Here is a 20,919-nt window from a genome sequence, read left to right on the forward strand (position 1 = left end):
TACGGTCCGGGCGGTGCTGACGCGCCCGTCGGTAGGCTCGACACATGTTTGCTTTCCTGCCTGATCCGCCCGGTATCGACGACGTGCGAGCGCTGGCTCGCCGGGTGGACACCGCCCGCCACCACGGCGTTCCCGCCGGCTGCGTGCTCGAGTTCGACCTGCGGGCCGCGCCGCCGGAAGCGAGCGGGTTCGATCCGCTGGCGATCATCAGCGGCGGCGGCCGGCCGCTGGTGCTGCGCGACGCCGTGGCGGCGCTGCACCGGGCGGCCGAGGATCCCCGGGTCGCCGGCCTGATCGCCCGGGTGGAGCTGTCCGCCGCCCCGGCCGGCCCGGTCCAGGAGCTGCGCGAAGCCATTGCGGCGTTCACGGCCGTCAAGCCCTCGCTGGCGTGGGCCGAGACGTATCCGGGAACGTTGTCGTACTACTTGGCGTCGGCGTTCGGCGAGGTGTGGATGCAGCCGTCGGGCAGCGTCGGACTGATCGGCTTTGCCACCAGCGCCCTGTTCCTTCGGGACGCGCTGGACAAGGCCGGTATCGAGGCGCAGTTCATCGCGCGTGGTGAATACAAGTCGGCGGCAAACCTTTTCACGCAGGACCGCTACACCGATTCGCATCGGGAAGCCGACACCCGGCTGCTGGAAAGCCTGCGCGCCCAGGTGTGGCAGGCGATCGCCGAGTCGCGCAAGGTCGGCCTGGACGCGCTCGACGGGCTGGCCGACCAGGCGCCGCTGCTGCGCGACACCGCCGTCAAGTCCGGTCTGCTCGACCGCATCGGATACCGCGACGAAGCCTATGCGCGGATAGCAGAACTTGTTGGCGCCAAAGGCATTTCGCCAGAGACCGGCGATGCCGACGATGACGATGCGCCGCCGCGGTTGTTCCTGACTCGCTACGCGCGGGCGACCGGGCCGGGCAGTCCGCGGCCGTCGCTGCCCGGGCGCGGACCGAAGGGCACCATCGCCGTAGTCACCGTCGCCGGCCCGATCGTCAGCGGCCGCGGAGGATCGCGGGTGCCATTCGGCTCGTCCAACGCCGGTGCCGACACCATCGCGGCGGCACTGCGCGAGGCCGCTGCCGACGACTCGGTGTCGGCCATCGTGCTGCGGGTCGACTCGCCGGGCGGCTCGGTTTCCGCGTCGGAAACCATTTGGCGCGAGGTCAAGAAGGCTCGCCGGCACGGCAAGCCGGTGGTGGCGTCGATGGGTGCGGTCGCCGCTTCCGGTGGCTACTACATCTCGATGGGCGCCGACGCGATCGTGGCCAACCCCGGCACGATCACCGGCTCGATCGGCGTGATCACGGGCAAGCTGGTCGCCCGCGACTTGAAAGACCGGCTGGGTGTCGGGTCGGATGCGGTGCGTACCAACGCCAATGCCGATGCGTGGTCGATCAATGCGCCGTTCACGCCCGAGCAGCACGCTCAGGTGGAGGCCGAGGCGGACCTGTGCTACACCGACTTCGTGCAGCGCGTCGCCGACGGGCGTCACCTCAGCTTGGAGGCGGTCGAAGAGGTGGCCCGGGGCCGGGTATGGACCGGTGCGGATGCCCTCGAGCACGGCCTCGTCGACGAGCTCGGCGGGTTGCGCACCGCGGTGCGCAGGGCCAAAGTGCTGGCCGGTTTGGACGAAGACGACAAGGTGCGCATCGCCGGCTACCCGGGTTCGTCGCTGTGGGAGTTTCTCCGCCCGCGGGCATCCTCGCAGCCGGCGGCCGCGTCACTACCTGATGCATTGGGCGCGTTGATGATTCAGTCGGTGATCGGCATCATCGAACAGGCCGAGCGGACGCTGACCGGCGCCAGCGTGCTGTGGGTGGGGGAGTCCCGCTTCTAGCGTCCGAGCGTCCCACTGACATAGATGATTTCGCCCAGCGGGTCGTCGTTCTCCGGACCGGGCAACGGAAGTCCGTTGGCGGCGAACAGATCCGCACGCGGGGTCCCGGTGGCACCCCATCCCTTGCCACGCAGATAGTCGATGACGTGGCTGCGCTCGCCGGCGTACACCAGCGACGTCATGTCGAGGTCCAGACCGTGCTGGCGAAATAGGGCCGTCCGTTCGCGAGCCTGTTCGAGGTCCAGATCCTTCATCCCCGGAACGTATTCGGTGGCGATGGCGCTGCCGGGCACGCTCAGCGCCGTGATGTTGTCGAACAACCGGTCCTGGGCGTCAGACGGCAGGTAGATCAGCAGGCCCTCGGCCAGCCACGCCGTCGGCTTGCCGGTATCCAGCCCGGCTGCCTGCAGTGCGGCCGGCCAGTCGGCGCGCAGATCGATGGAGACCGTGCGACGCGTCGCGGTGGGCTGCGCGCCGAGATCGGCGAGAGTCCTTGTCTTGAACTCGATCACCTGAGGCTGGTCTATCTCATAGACCGTGGTGCCGTCGGTCCAGGGCAGTCGGTACGCGCGGGAATCCAGCCCCGACGCCAGGATCACCACCTGCCGCACGCCTGCGCCGACGGCATCGAGCAGGTAATCGTCGAAATACTTGGTGCGAACGGCCATTCCGTTGATGATCGCCTGGGTTCGGTCCGGCGACGTGTCCGGGAACAGTGAGAGGTCCAGTTCGTCGTCGATCATCTTGACGAAGAAGTCCAGCCCGACGGCCCGCACCAGGGGGTCGGCATACGGGTCGTTGATCAGCGGGTTCTCGGCCTTGGTCGCCATCGCCCGACCGGCGGCGACCATCGTCGCGGTGGCGCCCACACTGGAGGCGAGATCCCAGCTGTCGTCGTCGGTGCGGGTCATTTCAGCGTCGCGTCGACGTAACTCATCTCCCGGAACATTGACATCGACTCGTCCTCCGGGAAGGTGAATCCGTTGCGCTCGTACAGTTCCGGCGCGGGATGGGCGGTCACCTGCCACCCGTGACCGTTCAGATAGTCGATCACGTTGCTGCGCTCGCCGTGGTAGAACAGGTCGGCCGGGTTGAGGTCGAAACCCGCTTTGCGCCAACGCTCGCCGATGCGCTGCACGCTTTCCCGGGAGAAGGCATCCGGGTGGGAGATGTGCTCGGTGGCCAGCCGACTGCCCGGTGCGCTGAGCGCGGTGATGTTGTCGAACAGCCGATCCTGCGCCTCGGACGGCAGGTAGGGCAGCAGCCCTTCGGCGCTCCACGCCGCCGGTTTGTTGACATCGAAACCACGGTCTCGCAAAGCAGTTGGCCAATCATCGCGCAGGTCGATACTGACTGTGCGGCGCTCGGCTGTCGGGTCGGCGCCGAGGCCGGCCAGAGTGTTGGTCTTGAAGTCGATCACCTGCGGTTGGTCGATCTCGTAGACCACCGTTCCGGCCGGCCAGGGCAGCCGGTAGGCCCTGGTGTCCAGGCCGGACGCCAGGATCACCGCCTGCCGGATTCCGGAGTTGGTGGCGGCGATGAAGAAGTCGTCGAAAAACCTTGTGCGCACGGTCATCTGCTCGGCCCGTGTGCGGGCGGTCATCGCCGAGTCGTCGTCCAGGTTGATCTCGCCGTCGATCAGGCGGATGAACGGGGGAAGGCCCACCGCGCGGACCAGTGGATCGGCGAACGGGTCGTCGAGCAGCGGGTCGGGCCCCTTCGAGGCCAGCGCGCGCGAGGCCGCCACCATGGTCGCGGTGGCCCCCACACTGGAGGCCAGATCCCAGCTGTCGTCATGGGTACGTGGCATCGAATGGCTCCTAGTTCTTGTAGGTCAGCGTGCCGCTGACATAGAGGCGGTCGGCGAACGGCAGGTCGTCCTCGACGATCGGCGGAAGTCCGTTGGCCGCGAACAGTTCTCGGATTGTGCTGCCACTCATCTGCCATCCGCGCTCGGACAGGTAGACGGCGGCTTCGTTGCGGTCGCCGAAGTAGACCAGCTCGGTCATGTCGAGGTCGAGCCCGTGTTTGCGCCAGCGCTGCGAGACGGTCCGCATGCGTTCTTTGACCCGCTCCTCGTGGGCTGGCTCGCGAGTGGGCCCGCTTTCGGTAGCGATGCGACTGCCCGGCGCGCTCAGCTCAGTGATGGTGTCCAGCAAGCGATCCTGCGCGTCGGGCGGCAGGTAGCCCAGCAGGCCTTCGGCGCTCCACGCGGTGGGCTGACTGGGATCGAATCCCGCCGCCTGCAGCGCGGCCGGCCAGTCGTCGCGCAGGTCGACGGCGACCGTGCGACGGTGGGCGGTGGGCTGGGCGCCCAACTCGGCCAGCGTGCGTGTTTTGAATTCGATGACTTGCGGCTGGTCGATCTCGTACACCGTGGTGCCGTTGGCCCAGGGCAGCCGATAGGCGCGGGCGTCCAGCCCGGACGCCAGGATGACCGCCTGGCGGATGCCCGCGTTGGTGGCATCGACGAAGAACTCGTCGAAGAATTTGGTGCGGACCGCCATGTTGTGGGTCATCCGCTGCACGCCCGCGGGGGAGCCGTCGCCGTCGTCTTCGAGGTCCGCGGGAGTCAGCTCGCCGGTGGCCAGTTTGGTGAACAGCTCCAGACCCACCGCCCGAACCAGTGGCTCGGCGTACGGGTCGTTGATCAACGGGGTCTCGGCCTTGCTTGCCATTGCGCGGGCGGACGCGACCATCGTGGCGGTGGCGCCGACGCTCGAAGCCAGGTCCCAGTTGTCGTCGTCGGTACGTGCCATCGCTGCCTCCCTGCAGGACGCGGAGTGGTTACTTAGCCAATATAACGAGGCTACCACGCTACAGAAATGGGGCTTGTGTAGTCATCTTGCCGAAATCCACGTCGAAGACCGGGTATCCGCGTAACGCTGAGGCCATGGTTTACCTCGAGGTCGAGGCGCCCTGATGTGGGCGCTGGTTTTCGGCGTGCCGCCGGAGCCGTTCGACATCCCCGACGACGCCAACGTGCTGACCAAGAATTTTGGGTCCAGCCCGGTTGCGTTGCAGCAGGTGCCGGATCCTGTACTGCTGCATGACGATTGGGTGATAACCCGGCCGCGGCTGACCGGGATCTGCGGCTCGGACTCCAAGCAGATCTTGCTGGACTTCGGTGCGGGCGACGCCGACAACGCGATGGCGGCGTTTTGTTCGTTTCCGCAAGTCATGGGCCACGAAGTGGTTGCCGACGTGGTCGAGCTGGGGCCGAAGGCCCGTGGGCTGGAGGTGGGCCAGCGCGTGGTGCTCAATCCGTGGCTGTCCTGCCGGCCACGCGGGGTCGAGCCGCCCTGTCCGGCCTGCCAGAGCGGCGACTACAGCCTGTGCTGGAGCTTCTGTGACGGCGACATCAAACCCGGGATCCACACCGGGGTGTCCGCCGATGTCACCGGTGGCTACGCCGAGTTGATGCCGGCGCACGACAGCATGCTGTTCGCGGTGCCCGATTCGGTGCCCGACGAACTGGCCGTGTTCGCCGATCCGTTCTCGGTGTCGCTGCACGCCGTTACCCGTCACCCGCCGCCGCGGTCGGGCCGCGTCCTGGTGTACGGCGCCGGCTCGCTGGGCCTGTGCGCGGTGGCGATTCTGCGGGCGCTCTATCCGGATGTGGCGGTGGCGGCGGTGGCCCGATTCGACGCGCAGGCCGAGTTGGCCCGCCGGTTCGGCGCGGAGCTCGTGCTGGCGCACGAGCCACGGCTGGCTGTCATCGAAGAACTGGTGCGCTGGGGCGGCGGCCGGCTGTGGCAGCCGCTGCACGGCTTGCCGATGGCCCACCCGGGTGCGGTCGATGTCGTCTACGACACGATCGGCAAACCGGAGACGTTCGAAGTGGGCGTCCGAGTCCTGACCGCGCGCGGGACGCTGGTGAAGGCCGGCGTGCACGCGCCCGGCCGGTGGGAGTGGAGCCCGTTGTACTTCAAGGAGATCAATTGGGTCGGCAGCAACGCGTTCGGCATCGAGGAGGTCGACGGGCACCGCCGGCACGCGATCGCGCATTACCTCGATCTGGTTGTCGACAGCCGAATTGATCTGCGTCCCATGCTGACTCACGTTTTCCGGCTCAACCAATGGCGCGATGCCTTTCTGGCCATCGCCAACCAGGGCGACAGCGGAGCCGTCAAGGTGGCCATCGATCAGCGCTGAGAGGCAGGACCCTGTCAGAGCGGCTCGAAATCCAGCCAGTGGTCGACGTCGAATTGTCCTGCCACGGCCCGGATCGTCGCGCCGCCATGACCCGGATAGTGCGCGGGTATGACGGCGGCATGTGCCTCGACGGCCTCGGTGAATATCCGTCGCCGGGTCGCCGTCGCCGCACCTGCATTCACGTCAAAGGCGCACGGGTCGGCGGGGCGGCGCAGCTGCACCGGGCTGTGGGTGAGATCGCCGACGAACACCGCCGGCTGACCCGCATCCAGCCACAGCACCGAGGAGCCCGGTGTGTGCCCGGGGGCGGGGCGCAGCCGCAGCGACGGACTTATCTGAAAGTCATCCGACCACCGGACGAGCTGTCCCGCCTCCTCGATGGGTGCGACGCTGTCGGCGAACACCAGCAGGTTGCCGCGCTGGGTGGCCGCCTCCTCGTCGGTTCGTGGCGTTTGCGTTGCCGCGGGCCCGTCGGGTGCAAAGTAGGCGTAGTCGGCGGCAGGCGCCACGTATCGGGCATTGGGAAAGGTCGGCACCCAGGAGTCGTTGTCTCGCATAGTGTTCCAGCCGACATGGTCGGAGTGGATGTGAGTGTTGACCACGACGTCGACCTCGTTGCGGTCGATGCCCGCCGCCTCGCACGCAGCCAGGAAACCGGTGTTCAGGTGATCCAGCGGCGGCATGTGCGGGCGCGGGCGGTCGTTGCCGACGCCGGTGTCGACGACCACGATCAGCCCGTCGACCTCGATGACCCAGCTTTGGATCGCGATATGCCACTGGTCGGCGGCGGGGTCGAAGAAATCCGGCACCAGCAGGTCGCTGTTGTCCAGCCAACCCGACTGTGGCGTCTGGGAGAAGAAGCTGGTATTCAGGTCGAATTTCAGTTCCAGCACCCGCGTCACACAGGCGCGACCAAGCTGAACACCGCTCATCGCTACATCGGATTCGCGCGCAAATAGCTGTACACGCCGCCGAAGTTCGCGTTGACATCCTCGGGTATCGGCACCGGGCCACCGAGAGCCCTTGCTCCCCAGACGATTTGAGCAGTCCGCTCGACAAGCGCGGTGACATGCAGGACCTTGTCCGGCCGCGGCCCGACTGCCACCAGGCCGTGGTTGGCGATCAGCGCCGCGGCCCGGCCTTCCAGGGCTTTCACCGCGTTGCTGCCGACTTCGGGGGTGCCCGACGCCGCGTACTCACTGCAGCGGATGTCGCCGCCGCAGTAGATCGCGAACTCGTCGATACAGGCCGGGATCGGCTGATGGGCGATCGCGAACATGGTGGCCCACACCGGGTGACTGTGGATGACGCTGCCGATGTCGTCGAACGCCTGGAAGCAGGCCAGGTGCAATTGCATCTCCGTCGACGGCGAACGGCCATCAGCGGCCTGCAGCACCACGCCGTCCGGGTCGACCACCACCAGATCGTCCAGCGTCATGTCGGCGTAGTCGACCGACGACGGGGTGATGACCAGGTTGCCGTCAACACGGCGCGCCGAGATGTTTCCGGCGGTGCCCTCGACCAGCCCGCGGCGCAGCATGTCCTTGGCCGCTGCCAGCACCGCGGCTGCGGTGTCGGGGACAGATCTGACAGTCACGGTCCTAGCACCTCCGGGTTGACGATGTGGGCAGGTGGCTTGCCGGACAGCAGCGCCTCGATGTCGTCGGCCACCATCTGCGCCTGCCGCGCTTCAGTGTTCCACGTCGCGCCGCCGATATGCGGCGTCAGCACGACATTGGGCATCGCGATCAACGGGTGATCGGTGGGCAGCCACTCCCCGGCGAAGTGGTCGAGCCCGGCGGCGGCCACCTTGCCACTGCGCAGCGCGTCGACCAGCGCATCGGTGTCGTGCAGTTGAGCCCGGGCGCTGTTGAGGTAGACGACGCCGTCACGCATCGCCGCGAACTGCTCGGCACCGATCAGGCCTTCGGTGTCCGCGGACACCGGTGCGTGCAGCGAGACGATGTCGGCCTCGGCCAACAACTCGTCCAGGCTGTGCCGGGCGTCGTCGTTGAACGGGTCGTAGGCGATCACCCGCATGCCCAGCCCCGCCATCCGCCATTGCACCGCCCGGCCGACCGCGCCCAGGCCGATCAGCCCGGCGGTCCGGCCGGCCACCTCCCATGCGCGGAAGCGCTGATACGGAATGCTGCCGTCGCGGAACACTTCTCCGGCCCGCACGTCGGCGTCGGCGCCGAGGACCTGGCGGGTGGCGGCGAACAGCAGCGCCAGCGTCATCTCGGCGACTGCGTCGGCGTTGCGGCCCGGGGTGTTCAGCACCGGAATCCCGGCCGCCGTCGCGCCGGCGACGTCGACGTTGTTGGGGTCGCCGCGGGTGGCGGCGATGGCCCGCAAGCCAAGCTCGAACACCGGGCCTTTGACTGAATCACTTTCCACCACAACGATATCGGCGCGTTCGGCAGAGATCCGCTCGGCCAGCTGCTCGGCGCTGTAGATGCGCAGCGGCCGCTGATCGATCCATGGGTCGTAGACGACATCGGCCAGTCGCCGCAACTTTTCGAATCCCTCACCACGCAGCGGGGCCGTCACCAAAGCACGCGTCACGACTGCCAATGCTGGCGTACGGTGACGCCCGTGTCAGGCGAAGAGGTCACAATCGGCATCGACATCGGCACCACCGCCGTCAAAGCGGTCGCCGCCGATGCCGACGGCCGGGTGGTCGCTCGGACCCGGATTCCGCACCAGCTGCGAGTGCCGGCGCCGGATCGCCTCGAGCACGACGCGGACGAGGCGTGGCGGCGGGGCCCGCTGGCGGCGCTGAACCAGCTGGCCCGCCCGGACGCGCTCGCGGTCGCGGTGTCGGCGATGGTGCCGTCGCTGACCGCCGTCGACGCCGACGGCCGTCCGATCAGCCCGGGCCTGCTGTACGGCGACGGTCGTGGCCGCGTTCCCGGAACTCCCGCCGACGGACCGTTTCCGGTGGGCGAGGCCGCCGAGTTTCTGCGCTGGACGGCGGCGCACGCACCCGATGCGGCCGGGTACTGGCCGGCCCCGGCGGTGGCCAACTATGCGCTGGCCGGGCAGGCGGTGGTCGATTTCCCGACCGCCTTCACCGCGGCACCACTGTTCGATGCCACCGGCTGGAACGCCGAGGTGTGCGGACAGTACGGCGCGACGGCCGGACAGTTGCCCCGCGTGGAGGCTCCGGGTACCGCGGCCGGGCAGGTGGGCGATGCCGTTGTGGCGGTGGGGGCCATCGACGCGCTGTGCGAGCAGCTGGTGTCCGGCGCCGACAATGCCGGAGACGTGCTGGTGCTGTGCGGCACCACCCTGATCGTGTGGGTGACCGTGCCCGAGGCGCAACAGGTTCCGGGCCTGTGGACCATTCCCACGGCGACCGGCATGAGTCAGATCGGCGGGGCTAGCAACGCCGGCGGGCTGTTCCTCGGCTGGGTCGATCGCGTCCTGGCGCCGGGGAACGCCGATGCTGTCGATCCGCGGCGGGTGCCGGTGTGGTCGCCCTACCTGCGCGGTGAGCGCACACCATTCCACGACCCGGACCGTCGCGGGATGCTCGACGGGTTGGAACTCGGTCACGACGCGGCGGCGCTGCGTCGGGCGGCTTTCGAGGCGTCGGGTTTCGTTGTCCGACAACTGATCGAGCTGAGCGGAGCGGGCGTGACGCGGATCGTGGCGGCCGGTGGCGGCACCCGGGTGCTGCCGTGGATGCAGGCCATCGCCGACGCCACCGGCCGGCCGGTACAGGTGTCCGGGGTGGCCGAAGGTGCGGCGCTGGGCGCGGCGTTTCTGGCCCGGATGGCGGTCGGCAAGGAGTCGGCGATCACCGATGCCGCGAGGTGGGCGACTGTCGAGCGGGTGGTCGAGCCGCGGGCGGCGTGGGTGGAGCCGGTGGGTGAGCGGTATCGCCGCTTCCTGGAACTGGCGTCGCTACGGTAGCTCGGCCGAGACGTATCTGATGTCGCCGAACGCCACCATCGACGGAGCGTCCGGAAACTCGAAACCGTTGGCGCTGTACAGCTCTGGCGTGGTGCGCACGGTGGTCCGCCAGCCGTGACCGGCCAGATACTCCACCGCGTCGTTGCGCTCACCGTCGTACACCAGCTCGGACCAGTTCAGGTTCAGCCCGAGGCGTTGCCAGCGCTCGCTGATCTCGTTGCCCCGGTTGGCGATTCGATCGTGGATGTCGGGAACGTAACCGGTGCCGATCCGGCTTCCGGTCGCACTGAGCGCGGTGATGCTGTCGAACAACCGATCCTGGGCGTCCGGCGGCAGATACCCCAGTAGCCCCTCGGCGATCCATGCTGTCGGCCGCTCGGTATCAAAGCCCTTGTCTCGCAATGCCATCGGCCAGTCGTCTCGCAGGTCGGCGGCCACCGCCCTGCGATCGGCGGACGGGTTTGCGCCCAGATCGGCCAGCGTGCGGGTCTTGAACTCGATCACCTGCGGCTGGTCAACCTCGAACACCACGGTTCCGGACGGCCACGGCAACCGGTAGGCGCGGGTGTCGAGGCCGGCGGCCAGAATCACGGCCTGGCGCACACCCGCTGCGGCTGCGTCGGTGAAGAATGTGTCGAAGAACCGGGTTCGCACGGCCATGCCCTCGGCCAGCCGTCGCGCCGTGAACGCTGGATCGTCGTCGGTGAGCTCGATCTCGCCGTCCATCATCTTGATGAACGCCTCCACCCCGACCGCCCTGACCAATGGCTCGGCATACGGGTCGTCGATCAGCGGATCCGGGCCCTTCGACGCCATAGCGCGACGGGCGGCCACGGCGGTGGCGGTGGCCCCCACGCTGGATGCCAGATCCCAGCTGTCGCCGTCGTGTCGTGCGGTGTCCTTCGCTGCCATGTCCGACCTCCTATGTGCGGGTGGCGATCAGGGAGACGATGTTGCGGAATGCGGCCAGGGCGTCGTCGCCAGGGAATGCCCGGCCGTATTCGCCGAACAGCTCGCGTCGATTGCGGGCGTGCACCCGCCAGCCTCGATCGCCGAGATAGTCCGCGACGTTGTTGCGGTCGCCCTCGTAGAACAACCCGGACAGGTCGACATCGCAGCCGAGATTGGCCCAGCGGTCGCTCATCGCCTGACCGCGTTCGGCCATCGTCGAACCGTTGTCCGGGTGATATTCGGTGGCCAGCCGGCTGCCCGGCGCGCTGAGCGCGGTGATGTGGTCGAACAGCCGGTCCTGCGCTTCGGGCGGCAGGTACATCAACAGCCCTTCGGCGCTCCACGCCGACGGCTTAGTGGCGTCGAAGCCGCTGTCGCGCAAGGCGGCCGGCCAATCGTCTCGCAGGTCGACGCTGACCGTGCGGCGCTCAGCGGTCGGCTCGGCGCCCAGCCGGGCCATTGTCCCGGTCTTGAAAGCGACGACCTGGGGTTGGTCGACTTCGTAGACGACGGTGCCGGCGGGCCAGGGTAGGCGGTATGCCCTGGCGTCCAGACCGGCGGCCAGGATGACGGCCTGGCCGATCCCGGCCTCGGCGGCGTCGACGAAGAACTCGTCGAAGAATCTGGTGCGCACCGCCAGCGAGTCGGTCTCCGTCTGCAGTTCCTTGTCACCGTCCACGCTCGCCGCCGCGGGGTCGATCTCGCCGTCGACCACCCGGGTGAAGAAGTCGATGCCCACCGCTCGGACCAGTGGACCGGCGAACGGGTCGTTGATGATGGGGTCGTCGTCTTCGGTGGCCAGTGCCCGGGCCGCCGCGACCATGGTCGCCGTGGCGCCCACACTGGAGGCCAAGTCCCAACTGTCGGTATCGCTGCGCGGCATCGTCACCCTCCCCGTCGTTGCCGTTGGCTTCATACTTAGCCAAGGTAAAGAGCTACCGAAACTCTACGCCCCGACGCTGTGTGCGGCCCACCCCATTTGCAGGTGAGCGCTTCGTGCGCTGTTACTCTCGTAGACTGTCTGACGCGCGCCTGGACACGTTTCACCTGCTAGTGCTCAACGCGTGACACAGGACCCTGCAGAACACTTCCGTGCTGGATACGCCAGCCATCGACACGCCGCGACCAGAGCCTGGCTGCGCAGGAGGAAAGAGTGCTTTCGGCTTTCATCTCATCGCTGCGAACAGTCGACCTGAGACGGAAGATCCTGGTCAGCCTTGGCATCGTGCTCCTCTACCGCCTGGGTGCGACGGTGCCGTCGCCGGGCGTGAACTATCCCAATGTGCAGAAGTGCATCCAGCAGATCAGTGGCGGTGAATCGGCGCAGATCTACTCGCTGATCAACCTGTTCTCCGGTGGTGCGCTGCTGCAGCTGACCGTGTTCGCGGTCGGGGTCATGCCCTACATCACCGCGAGCATCATCGTGCAGTTGCTCACCGTGGTCATCCCACGGTTTGAAGAGCTGCGAAAAGAAGGCCAATCCGGCCAGGCCAAGATGACGCAGTACACCCGCTACCTGGCGATTGCGCTGGCCATTCTGCAGGCAACCAGCATCGTGGCGCTGGCCGCCAACGGCGGGCTGCTGCAGGGCTGCAACCTGGACATCATCGCCAACCAGAGCATCTTCAGCCTGGTCGTCATCGTGCTGGTGATGACCGCGGGCGCAGCGCTGGTGATGTGGATGGGCGAGCTGGTCACCGAACGTGGCATCGGCAACGGCATGTCGCTGCTGATCTTCACGGGTATTGCCGCCCGGATCCCGGGCGAGGGCAAAAGCATTCTGGACAGCCGTGGTGGGGTGGTGCTGGCGACGGTCTGCGTGGCAGCGCTGATCATCGTGGTCGGGGTGGTGTTCGTCGAGCAGGGCCAGCGCCGCATCCCGGTGCAGTACGCCAAGCGGATGGTGGGCCGGCGGATGTATGGCGGCACCTCGACGTATCTGCCGCTGAAGGTCAACCAGGCCGGCGTCATACCGGTGATCTTCGCGTCGTCGCTGATCTACATCCCGCACCTGATCACGCAGTTGATCCGCAGCGGCACCGGCGGCGTGGGTAACAGTTGGTGGGACAAGTTCGTCAGCAACTACCTGTCGAACCCCGGAAGCCCGGTCTACATCGGCGTCTATTTCAGCCTGATCATCTTCTTCACGTACTTCTACGTGTCGATCACGTTCAACCCCGATGAGCGCGCCGACGAGATGAAAAAGTTCGGCGGCTTCATTCCCGGTATCCGGCCGGGTAAGCCGACCGCCGACTATCTGCGCTACGTGTTGAGCAGGATCACGTTGCCTGGTTCGATCTACCTAGGTGTCATCGCGGTGTTGCCCAACCTGTTCCTGCAGATCGGCAACTCGGGGCCGGTGCAGAATTTGCCGTTCGGTGGTACTGCGGTGCTGATCGCCATCGGTGTCGCGTTGGATACGGTCAAACAGATCGAAAGTCAGCTCATGCAGCGCAATTACGAAGGGTTCCTCAAGTGAGAGTTGTGTTGCTTGGGCCTCCTGGAGCAGGTAAGGGCACGCAGGCCGTCAAGCTGGCCGAAAAGCTCGAAATCCCGCACCTGTCGACTGGCGACCTGTTTCGGGAGAACATCGGCAACGGCACCAAGCTGGGTCTGGAAGCCAAGCGCTACCTGGATGCCGGTGACCTGGTGCCCTCCGAGCTGACCAACGAGCTCGTCGACGACCGGCTGAGCCACCCGGACACGAACGTCGGATTCATCCTGGACGGCTACCCACGCTCGGTGCAGCAGGCCAAAGCCCTGCACGACATGCTCGAACGCCGCGGCACCCAACTGGATGCGGTGCTGGAGTTCCGGGTCGCCGAGGACGTCTTGCTGGAGCGGCTCAAGGCTCGCGGGCGTGCCGACGACACCGACGAGGTGATCCTCAACCGGATGAACGTCTACCGCGACGAAACCGCGCCGTTGATCGAGTACTACAGCCACGAGTTGAAGACCGTCGATGCCGTCGGCGACGTCGACGAGGTGTTCGCTCGCGCGCTGCGGGCGCTGGGGAAGTAACGGTGTTCGCCCTGGCGGGCCTGCGCAGTCGCAAGGTGGTGCCGCAACGCAGTGCGGCCGAGCTCGACGCGATGGCCGCTGCCGGGGCCGTCGTCGCCGCCGCATTGCGGGCAGTCCGCGAGGCCGCGGCTCCCGGAGTCTCGACCCGCGACCTGGACCAGATCGCCGAATCAGTGATTCGCGACGCCAACGCCACGCCGTCGTTCCTCGGCTACCACGGCTATCCGGCGTCGATCTGCTCGTCGGTCAACGACCGTGTCGTGCACGGCATCCCGTCGGCCGACGAGATCCTCGCCGCCGGCGACCTGGTGTCCGTCGACTGCGGCGCCATCCTGGAGGGCTGGCACGGCGATTCGGCGATCACGTTCGGGGTTGGGCAGCTCATCGCCGCCGACGAGATGCTCTCGCAGGCGACCAAGGAGTCGATGGAGGGCGGGATCGCGGCGATGGTGCCCGGCAACCGTCTGACCGACGTGTCGCACGCGATCGAAACCGCCACCAAGGCGGCCGAGGCCCGTTACGGGCGCTCGTTCGGCATCGTCGAAGGGTACGGCGGGCACGGTATCGGCCGGCAGATGCACATGGACCCATTCCTGCCCAACGAGGGGGCGCCCGGTCGTGGCCCGCTGCTGGCAGCGGGATCGGTGCTGGCCATCGAACCGATGCTGACCTTGGGCACGCGCAAGACCAAGGTGCTCGACGACGAATGGACGGTCACTACCGCCGACGGTTCGCGTGCCGCACACTGGGAGCACACCGTTGCAGTCACCGAGGACGGGCCCCGCATCCTGACCCTCGGCTGACTTTCTCGAGCAGCGAGTGAACCGAACGACGAGCTGAGTCGTGTCATCACCGAGAGGCTGGTGATGGACATACCGGGCACCGGCGCGGATGCCAATGCTCTGGAGCGGCTGTGCGATCAACACGCCGCTGCTTTGTGGCGCTATGCGTGGCGATTGACCGGTGATGCCGCCCATGCCGAGGACGTGGTGCAAGAGACTTTGCTGAAGGCATGGCAGCACCCACACGTCTTCAGCAATGGGCAGTCACCGCGCGCCTGGCTTTTCACCGTTGCGCGAAACATGGTCATCGACGACCGGCGCAGCGCGCGGTATCGCCACGAGTTCATCCCGTCGGATGGCTCAGGTCTGCCCGAACCGGCAGGCGGCGACGAATCGAGTGGGGTGCTGAACCGGGCATTGATCGGCGCTGCGATGGCGCAGTTGTCCGCTGAGCACCGGGCGGTGGTCGGCCGCTCCTACTACCAGGGCTGGACCACGGCGCAGATCGCCGCCGACCTCGGGATCGCCGAGGGCACGGTCAAATCGCGGCTGCATTACGCGCTTCGCGCACTGCGGCAGGCATTAGTGGAGATGGGGGTGACGCAATGACGGAATCCCGCAACGGCAGGATTCCCGGTCACGGCGACACGCCCCCGGGCGCCGACGATTACGCCATGTGGGACGCCGCGTACGTGTTGGGTGCGCTGTCGGATGCCGACCGGCGCGAATTCGAGGCGCATTTGTCCGGCTGCGGCTCGTGCCGCGACGCGGTCGCCGAATTGGGTTCTGTGACAACGTTGCTGACCATGGTGGACTTCGACGAGGTTGTCGCCGACGAACCGATCGCGGCCCCGCCGTGCCCGGACCTGTTGACGCCGCTGCTGGCGAAGGCCGACCAGCGGCTGGCTGCGGTGGCGGATCGGGTGCAACGGCCACCGGCGATGGCGACGGCCGCGACCGTGGATGCGCGGACCGTCTTCGGAGTCTTTCGTACCGGGAACTACACGCCGGTCCATGACGAGTTGACCGAGTTCGATCTGCCGGTGGAGGGCAGCATCCCTGCCGAGCTCAACGGCTGGTATCTGCGCAACGGCCCCAATCCGCGTGCAGGTGACGGCCATTGGTGCGTCGGCGATGGGATGGTGCACGGGATCCGGCTGGAGAACGGCCGTGCTGCGTGGTACCGAAACCGTTGGGTGCGCACCGAGAGTTTCGACGACCCGGCGCCGCCCTATAACGACGACGGCAGCCGGAACCTGCACTCCAGCATCGCCAATACCCATGTCGTCCGGCATGCCGGCAGAACGCTGGCCCTGATGGAGTTCTCGCTACCCTACGAGATCAGCAATGACCTGAAAACGTTGGGTGCCTTCGACTTCGGCGGCATGCTCGCCGACTCGATGACGGCTCATCCGAAAATCTGCCCGACCACCGGCGAGATGCATTTCTTCGGCAGCGGCAACCTGTTCGAGCCGCACGTCACTTATCACCGCGCCGACGCCGACGGCACGCTGACCGTCAGCCGCCCGCTCGAGGTGCCCGCGCTGACGTTGATGCACGACTTCGCGTTGACCGAAAGCCATGTGGTGTTCCTGGATCTGCCGCTGCTGTTCAACCTGGATGTCGCGCTGCGTCAGCCTTATCGGCGGGATCTGCCGTACCGCTGGGACGACCGGTATCAGGCCCGTCTGGGGGTGCTGCGTCGCGACGATCCCTACGGCCCGGTGCGGTGGTTCGACGTCGACCCCTGCTTCGTCTTCCACATCGCCAACGCCTACGACAGCGGGGGATCAGTCGTGCTTGAAGTCCTCCGGTATCCCGAGATGTGGCGTGACAGCAGTGAATTCGGCGTCGACGCGGCACTGTGGCGATGGAAGGTGAACCTGGACGGCGGCGCGGTCGAGGAGAGCCAAATCGACGACCGCGGCGTGGAATTCCCGCGCGTCGACGACCGGCTGGTCGGCGCTGCCGCCCGCTATTCGGTGGCCGTCGGCAGCGGCGCGCTGGTGCGCTACGACCTGCGACGTGATAGCGCGACCGAGCATCGCTTCAACGGCGGCAGCGGTGTCCCTGGCGAGGCGGTCTTCGCCCCCGCGGTCGGGCACGTCGACGAGTTGGCCGGCTGGTACCTGACGTACGTCTACGACCCGGTGACCGATGGCAGCGATCTGGTGGTCATCGACGCCTCGAACTTCGAAGCCGACCCCGTCGCCCGCATTCGGTTACCGCGCCGCGTGCCGCATGGATTCCACGGCAACTGGATCGCCGACTGAGCGATATTGGCTTGTCACACCGCACAGATGAACGAGAAAGGCGCGCCGCTCGTATCACATATCAGGAGGTGATCGAGTGAGTCGACTCACCCGCGCAGGCGACGCCGAGGCAGCGTTGATGAAAGCGCTGTATGACGAGCACGCAGGGCCGTTGTGGCGCTACGCGCTTCGGTTGACCCGCGACGCGAGTCGGGCCGAAGACGTGGTGCAGGAAACGTTGTTGCGGGCGTGGCAGCATCCCGAGGTGATCGGCGATACCGAACGCTCGGCGCGCGCCTGGCTGTTCACCGTCGCCCGCAACATGATCATCGACGAACGGCGCAGTCCGCGATTCCGCAATGTCGTTGGCTCGCTTGATGAATCGGGCGCACCTGAGCAATCCGTTCCCGACGAGGTCGACTCGGCGCTTGATCGGTTGCTGATCGCCGATGCGATGGCCCAGATGTCGCCGGAACACCGAGCCGTCGTCGAGCGGTCGTACTACCGGGGCTGGAGCGTCGCTCAGATCGCCGGCGACCTCGACATCGCCGAAGGGACGGTGAAGTCCCGATTACACTATGCGGTGCGGTCACTGCGTCTCACATTGCAGGAGATGGGGGTGACCCGATGATTGCGATGGCAAACGGTGGGGCCATCCGCGGGCCTTTCGGCTACGAATACCTAGCTATGACAGCAGCAGACGGGGGAAGACGATGAGGGTGGTTCCAGGGTCGGGCCCGCCCGGCGACGGCTACGCGCCCGTCGGCGAGAGCCACGACTTCGCGACATGGGACGCCGCGTACGTGCTCGGCTCGCTGTCCCCGACCGAGCGCCGCGAGTTCGAAGCGCACCTGAGCGGCTGCCCGTCGTGCAGCCAGTCGGTGTCCGAACTCAGCGGCATCCCGGCTCTGCTGTCACAACTCGATGCCGGCACGGTCGCCGCGATCGACGAGGGCAATCCGCCCGCTGAGCCGTCGGCTACAGCGCCGAACCTGCTGCCTTCGTTACTGTCGGCGGTGCGGCAGCGCAGGCTCCGCTCGCGGGTCGTCGCATGGTCGGTTGGATCCGCTGCCGCCGCGGTGATCGCGGTCGGCGTGTTCGTCGGCGCCGTCCATCAGTCGCCGACGTCCGTACCTCCGCAAGCCAGCGTGTCCGCGCTGCAGATGTCTCAGGTCGGGACCACCGCGCTGGCGTCGACGGTCAAGCTCAGCAGTCAGCACTGGGGCACCGTCATCGACCTGAACTGTGTCTGCCTGGCCCCGGTGAATGCTCACCACGACAAGCTGGCGATGGTCGTCGTGAGTCGCGACGGCGCACACACCCAGTTGGCGACGTGGGTCGCCAGCCCCGGCCACACCGCCAACCCGGCCGGCAGTATCTCGACGCCGGTCGATCAGATCGCGGCGGTGCAGATCGTCTCCGCCGACAACGGACAGGTGCTGCTAGAGCGCTCGCTGTAATACCGCGTCGCACAACAGGATTCAGCGAATCAGTCGTGTGCCTGCCAGCTGTGAAACATGCCGTCGGGATCGTAGGCAGCCCGAACCTGCTGCAACCGTGCCAGATTCGGCTCGGCGATGAACCTGCCCGCACGGTGCGCCAGGTTCTCGTCGGCCAGCGAGATGCCGGTCGCGAGGTGCGACATCGCAGCCATATTGGACCGCGCCCAGTCGCCGTAGCGCGCATCGTCGGCCGGATCGAGCCACGCGGTGTAGAGGCCCAGATAGACGTCATCCTCGACGCCGTAGACCATGTCGGACCGGTCGGCGGACGGCTTCCAGCCGGCGAAAACGAAGTGCGACGGGTGCGGGGGCAACGTCTCGATGATCGTGCGGATTCCCGGCAGCAGTTCGTCGGCCGAGGCCGACGTGAACATGTTGTCGACGCTATACCGATGGCCAGCAGGATATTTCATCATCACCGCCGCATACCAGTTGGCCAGGGTCGTCGGCAGATACGGCACGTTGACAGTTGCCCGGTCGATCACCGGGCAACTGCCCAGGATCGACAGCGCCTTCGCGGCGTCCTCCTCGGAGTCGGCGAACACCGGCGACGCGATGGCGATGGTCGGGACGTCCGGCCCGGCTTCCGGTGCGTTGCGTGAGGTGAGAATCTGCAGTTCGACCCGGTCGTCGATCTCGCCGCTGATCGAGCGGCCCCAGCCGAACACCTCGTCGGCGACTTCGACCGGATACATGTACAGGCAGGTGCCCAACACGGGCGGGCGCCGATGCAGCCGCAACGTGAACGAGGTGACCACGCCGAAGAATCCGGGTCCGCTGCCGCGCGCCGCCCAGTACAGGTCGGCGTGCTGCTGCGGATCGCAGTAGAGCGTCTCACCATCGGCGGTGACGACCTCCAGTCCGAGCACGCTCTCGCACGCCGGCCCGAGAACCTTGCTGTTCCAGCCGTAGCCACCCTGCAGGAGGTAGCCGCCGAGCCGGATACCTTCGCAGTGGCCTGACGGAAAGAAAAGACCCTGTGCGTCAAGCTCGTTGGCAAAGTCGCTGGCGACCTTGCCCGGTCCGACACGTGCGGTCATCCGGTCGACGTCGACATCGCAATGATCGAGACGACTCACGTCGAGCAGCACGCCGCCGTCGCGCAGATGGCTGGCCGTCCAGCTGTGTCCACCGGACCGGATCCCGACCCGATGACCATGCGCGCGGGCATACCTGATGGTCGCGACCACGTCGTCGGCGTCGCAAGCCTGCACGATCGCATCCGGAAAGCGCTGCGGAAGAATGCCGTTCCAGACTGTGCCGCGGCGCGCCGCCTCGTAGCCGTCAGCGCCCCGGAAGAACGTCCGCTGTGCGCAGAGTGCGGTCATCACAATCCCTTCTCGTGCTCAGGTAGTCCGCGACCGTGCGCGCCAGCGGAGTCGCCGCCAGCCTGATCGCGCGCAGCGGGCCGTTGGGCGGAATGCCGTATCCGATCGCGAACATCCCGTCGCGCAGGTGCGAGGCGAAGCCGCCGCGCGGATCGCCGTTTTCGTCCAGGACACCGAGATGGCCGACCAGGCCGTCCAGATCGGTGCTGAAGCCGGTGGCGGCGATGATGACCTCAGGTGTGACCGTGGTGCCGTCAGCAAGCATCACCCGATCGGCCTGCACCGCCGTCACCGCGCCGACCACTTCGATCCGGCCCGCCCGCACGGCGTCGACCAGCTCGTCGGCGAGGGTGGGGATGCGGCCCCGCAGTTCCACCGTCGCCTTCAGGCCCAGCGGTGGCTTGTTGAAGCCGTACGACGAAAGATCGCCCAGCAGAATGCGATTGAGTCGCCCGACAATGGGGTCCACCACCCGTGCGGGCACTCGCGCGAACATCTCGAGAAATAGGTCCGACGGGACCGGGCCGATGGCACGGCGTACCAGATGCGGTGGCGTACGCACCGCCAGACAGACCTTACCGGCTCCGTTGTCAGCCAGCTGCACCGCGATGTCCGCGGCCGAATTGCCGGCGCCGACCACCAGCACGTTGCGGCCCTGAAAGGGCCACCCGTTGCGGAAGTCGCCGGAATGCACGACCTGACCGGTGAATCGGCTCAGGCCGGGCCACGGCGGGACGATCGGCGTGCGGTACCGGCCCGTCGCCAATACGACAGCAGCCGGCCAGAATTCGCCGCACGAGGTCGTCAGCCGCCAGCCCCTGGGCGTGCGTTCGATGGCGCTGACCTCACAGCCCAATGCGACCGCGATGTTCTGCCGGCGCACATAACTGTCGAAGTAGCGGACCATGTCCTCTTTGGTCGGCCAGCGGCCGGCGGTCAGCGGAATCCGTTGTCCGGGAAGATGCGACAGAAAGCCGTTGGTGTTGAGGCGAAAGTTGTCATAGCGAGTCCGCCACGACACCGCGGGTGCGGCGGCCTTGTCCACGACCAACGTCGAAATCCCGTGGCGGTGCCCGAGCTGGCGCGCGACCGCCAGACCAGACGGCCCGGCGCCCACCACGACGACGTCAGGACTGCTCCGGCGATCGCTGGACACACTCTTGACACGGTCGGCGGTG

The 20,919-nt window shown here is 67.2% G+C and carries 20 protein-coding genes; 10 read left to right on the forward strand and 10 right to left on the reverse strand.

What is annotated here, in order from left to right; genetic code table 11:
* Positions 1-44: 44 nt before the first annotated feature.
* Positions 45-1,832 carry a signal peptide peptidase SppA gene (gene sppA / locus G6N27_RS21160; RefSeq protein ID WP_163779808.1) on the forward strand — a complete coding sequence of 596 codons (1,788 nt, stop codon included), beginning with the start codon at positions 45-47 and terminating at the stop codon, positions 1,830-1,832.
* Here the strand turns inward: sppA and G6N27_RS21165 are convergent.
* From G6N27_RS21165 to G6N27_RS21175, 3 genes are read right to left on the reverse strand one after another with little or no spacing between them, the layout of a single operon-like run.
* Positions 1,829-2,743 carry a class I SAM-dependent methyltransferase gene (locus G6N27_RS21165; protein WP_163779810.1) on the reverse strand — a complete coding sequence of 305 codons (915 nt, stop codon included), beginning with the start codon at positions 2,741-2,743 and terminating at the stop codon, positions 1,829-1,831. The genes sppA and G6N27_RS21165 overlap by 4 nt on opposite strands.
* Positions 2,740-3,642, reverse strand: coding sequence for a class I SAM-dependent methyltransferase (locus G6N27_RS21170; RefSeq protein ID WP_163779812.1), 903 nt, complete (start codon positions 3,640-3,642; stop codon positions 2,740-2,742). Before G6N27_RS21170 ends, G6N27_RS21165 begins: the two co-directional genes overlap by 4 nt.
* A gap of 10 nt (positions 3,643-3,652) precedes the next feature.
* Positions 3,653-4,591 (reverse strand): class I SAM-dependent methyltransferase, encoded by a 939-nt coding sequence (locus G6N27_RS21175; RefSeq protein ID WP_163779814.1) that lies wholly within the window; start codon positions 4,589-4,591, stop codon positions 3,653-3,655.
* Positions 4,592-4,754: 163 nt separating this feature from the next.
* Between G6N27_RS21175 and G6N27_RS21180 the strand changes: the two genes are divergently transcribed.
* Positions 4,755-5,987, forward strand: coding sequence for a zinc-dependent alcohol dehydrogenase (locus G6N27_RS21180; RefSeq protein WP_163779816.1), 1,233 nt, complete (start codon positions 4,755-4,757; stop codon positions 5,985-5,987).
* 14 nt (positions 5,988-6,001) lie between these two features.
* On the opposite strand, the gene G6N27_RS21185 is transcribed toward G6N27_RS21180, so the two are convergent.
* Genes G6N27_RS21185 through G6N27_RS21195 form a run of 3 tightly spaced genes read right to left on the reverse strand, consistent with a single transcriptional unit; the run spans position 6,002 to position 8,561 of the window.
* Positions 6,002-6,919, reverse strand: a complete 918-nt coding sequence (locus G6N27_RS21185; RefSeq protein WP_163779818.1) for an MBL fold metallo-hydrolase — start codon at positions 6,917-6,919, stop codon at positions 6,002-6,004.
* A 2-nt stretch (positions 6,920-6,921) separates the two neighbouring features.
* The gene (locus G6N27_RS21190) at positions 6,922-7,527 is read right to left on the reverse strand and encodes an L-fuculose-phosphate aldolase (protein WP_163782119.1); all 606 of its coding nucleotides are present in this window, start codon (positions 7,525-7,527) and stop codon (positions 6,922-6,924) included.
* Between the two features lie 53 nt (positions 7,528-7,580).
* Positions 7,581-8,561 (reverse strand): NAD(P)-dependent oxidoreductase, encoded by a 981-nt coding sequence (locus G6N27_RS21195; protein ID WP_163779820.1) that lies wholly within the window; start codon positions 8,559-8,561, stop codon positions 7,581-7,583.
* Between the two features lie 21 nt (positions 8,562-8,582).
* Between G6N27_RS21195 and G6N27_RS21200 the strand changes: the two genes are divergently transcribed.
* Positions 8,583-9,905 carry a xylulokinase gene (locus tag G6N27_RS21200; protein WP_163779822.1) on the forward strand — a complete coding sequence of 441 codons (1,323 nt, stop codon included), beginning with the start codon at positions 8,583-8,585 and terminating at the stop codon, positions 9,903-9,905.
* On the opposite strand, the gene G6N27_RS21205 is transcribed toward G6N27_RS21200, so the two are convergent.
* Complete coding sequence (locus G6N27_RS21205) at positions 9,897-10,817, reverse strand: class I SAM-dependent methyltransferase (protein WP_163779824.1); 921 nt, start codon at positions 10,815-10,817, stop codon at positions 9,897-9,899. The genes G6N27_RS21200 and G6N27_RS21205 overlap by 9 nt on opposite strands.
* 10 nt (positions 10,818-10,827) lie before the next feature.
* The gene (locus G6N27_RS21210; RefSeq protein ID WP_163779826.1) at positions 10,828-11,739 is read right to left on the reverse strand and encodes a class I SAM-dependent methyltransferase; all 912 of its coding nucleotides are present in this window, start codon (positions 11,737-11,739) and stop codon (positions 10,828-10,830) included.
* Positions 11,740-12,009: 270 nt separating this feature from the next.
* Here G6N27_RS21210 and secY point away from each other — a divergent pair, with 270 nt between their 5' ends.
* From secY to G6N27_RS21245, 7 genes are all read left to right on the forward strand, one after another.
* Positions 12,010-13,335, forward strand: a complete 1,326-nt coding sequence (gene secY / locus G6N27_RS21215; protein ID WP_163779827.1) for a preprotein translocase subunit SecY — start codon at positions 12,010-12,012, stop codon at positions 13,333-13,335.
* Positions 13,332-13,877 carry an adenylate kinase gene (locus G6N27_RS21220; protein ID WP_163779829.1) on the forward strand — a complete coding sequence of 182 codons (546 nt, stop codon included), beginning with the start codon at positions 13,332-13,334 and terminating at the stop codon, positions 13,875-13,877. Before secY ends, G6N27_RS21220 begins: the two co-directional genes overlap by 4 nt.
* Before the next feature lie 2 nt (positions 13,878-13,879).
* On the forward strand, positions 13,880-14,680 hold the full coding sequence (gene map / locus G6N27_RS21225; RefSeq protein WP_163779832.1) for a type I methionyl aminopeptidase: 801 nt from the start codon (positions 13,880-13,882) through the stop codon (positions 14,678-14,680).
* 63 nt (positions 14,681-14,743) lie between these two features.
* Positions 14,744-15,268: a sigma-70 family RNA polymerase sigma factor gene (locus G6N27_RS21230; protein ID WP_163782121.1), complete on the forward strand. Its 525-nt coding sequence runs from the start codon at positions 14,744-14,746 to the stop codon at positions 15,266-15,268.
* The gene (locus G6N27_RS21235) at positions 15,265-16,932 is read left to right on the forward strand and encodes a carotenoid oxygenase family protein (protein WP_163779834.1); all 1,668 of its coding nucleotides are present in this window, start codon (positions 15,265-15,267) and stop codon (positions 16,930-16,932) included. Before G6N27_RS21230 ends, G6N27_RS21235 begins: the two co-directional genes overlap by 4 nt.
* 118 nt (positions 16,933-17,050) lie before the next feature.
* Entirely contained in the window at positions 17,051-17,542 is a 492-nt protein-coding gene (locus G6N27_RS21240) for a sigma-70 family RNA polymerase sigma factor (protein ID WP_408632617.1), read from the forward strand.
* A gap of 82 nt (positions 17,543-17,624) precedes the next feature.
* Positions 17,625-18,371: an anti-sigma factor family protein gene (locus G6N27_RS21245; protein WP_163779838.1), complete on the forward strand. Its 747-nt coding sequence runs from the start codon at positions 17,625-17,627 to the stop codon at positions 18,369-18,371.
* 29 nt (positions 18,372-18,400) lie between these two features.
* On the opposite strand, the gene G6N27_RS21250 is transcribed toward G6N27_RS21245, so the two are convergent.
* Both G6N27_RS21250 and G6N27_RS21255 read right to left on the reverse strand, forming a co-directional pair.
* Positions 18,401-19,741 (reverse strand): FAD-binding oxidoreductase, encoded by a 1,341-nt coding sequence (locus tag G6N27_RS21250; RefSeq protein WP_163779840.1) that lies wholly within the window; start codon positions 19,739-19,741, stop codon positions 18,401-18,403.
* On the reverse strand, positions 19,698-20,897 hold the full coding sequence (locus tag G6N27_RS21255) for a flavin-containing monooxygenase (RefSeq protein WP_232064722.1): 1,200 nt from the start codon (positions 20,895-20,897) through the stop codon (positions 19,698-19,700). The genes G6N27_RS21250 and G6N27_RS21255 overlap by 44 nt, the downstream gene beginning before the upstream one ends.
* Positions 20,898-20,919 lie beyond the last annotated feature (22 nt).

The organism is Mycobacterium cookii (assembly GCF_010727945.1).
Classification (GTDB): Bacteria; Actinomycetota; Actinomycetes; order Mycobacteriales; family Mycobacteriaceae; genus Mycobacterium; species Mycobacterium cookii.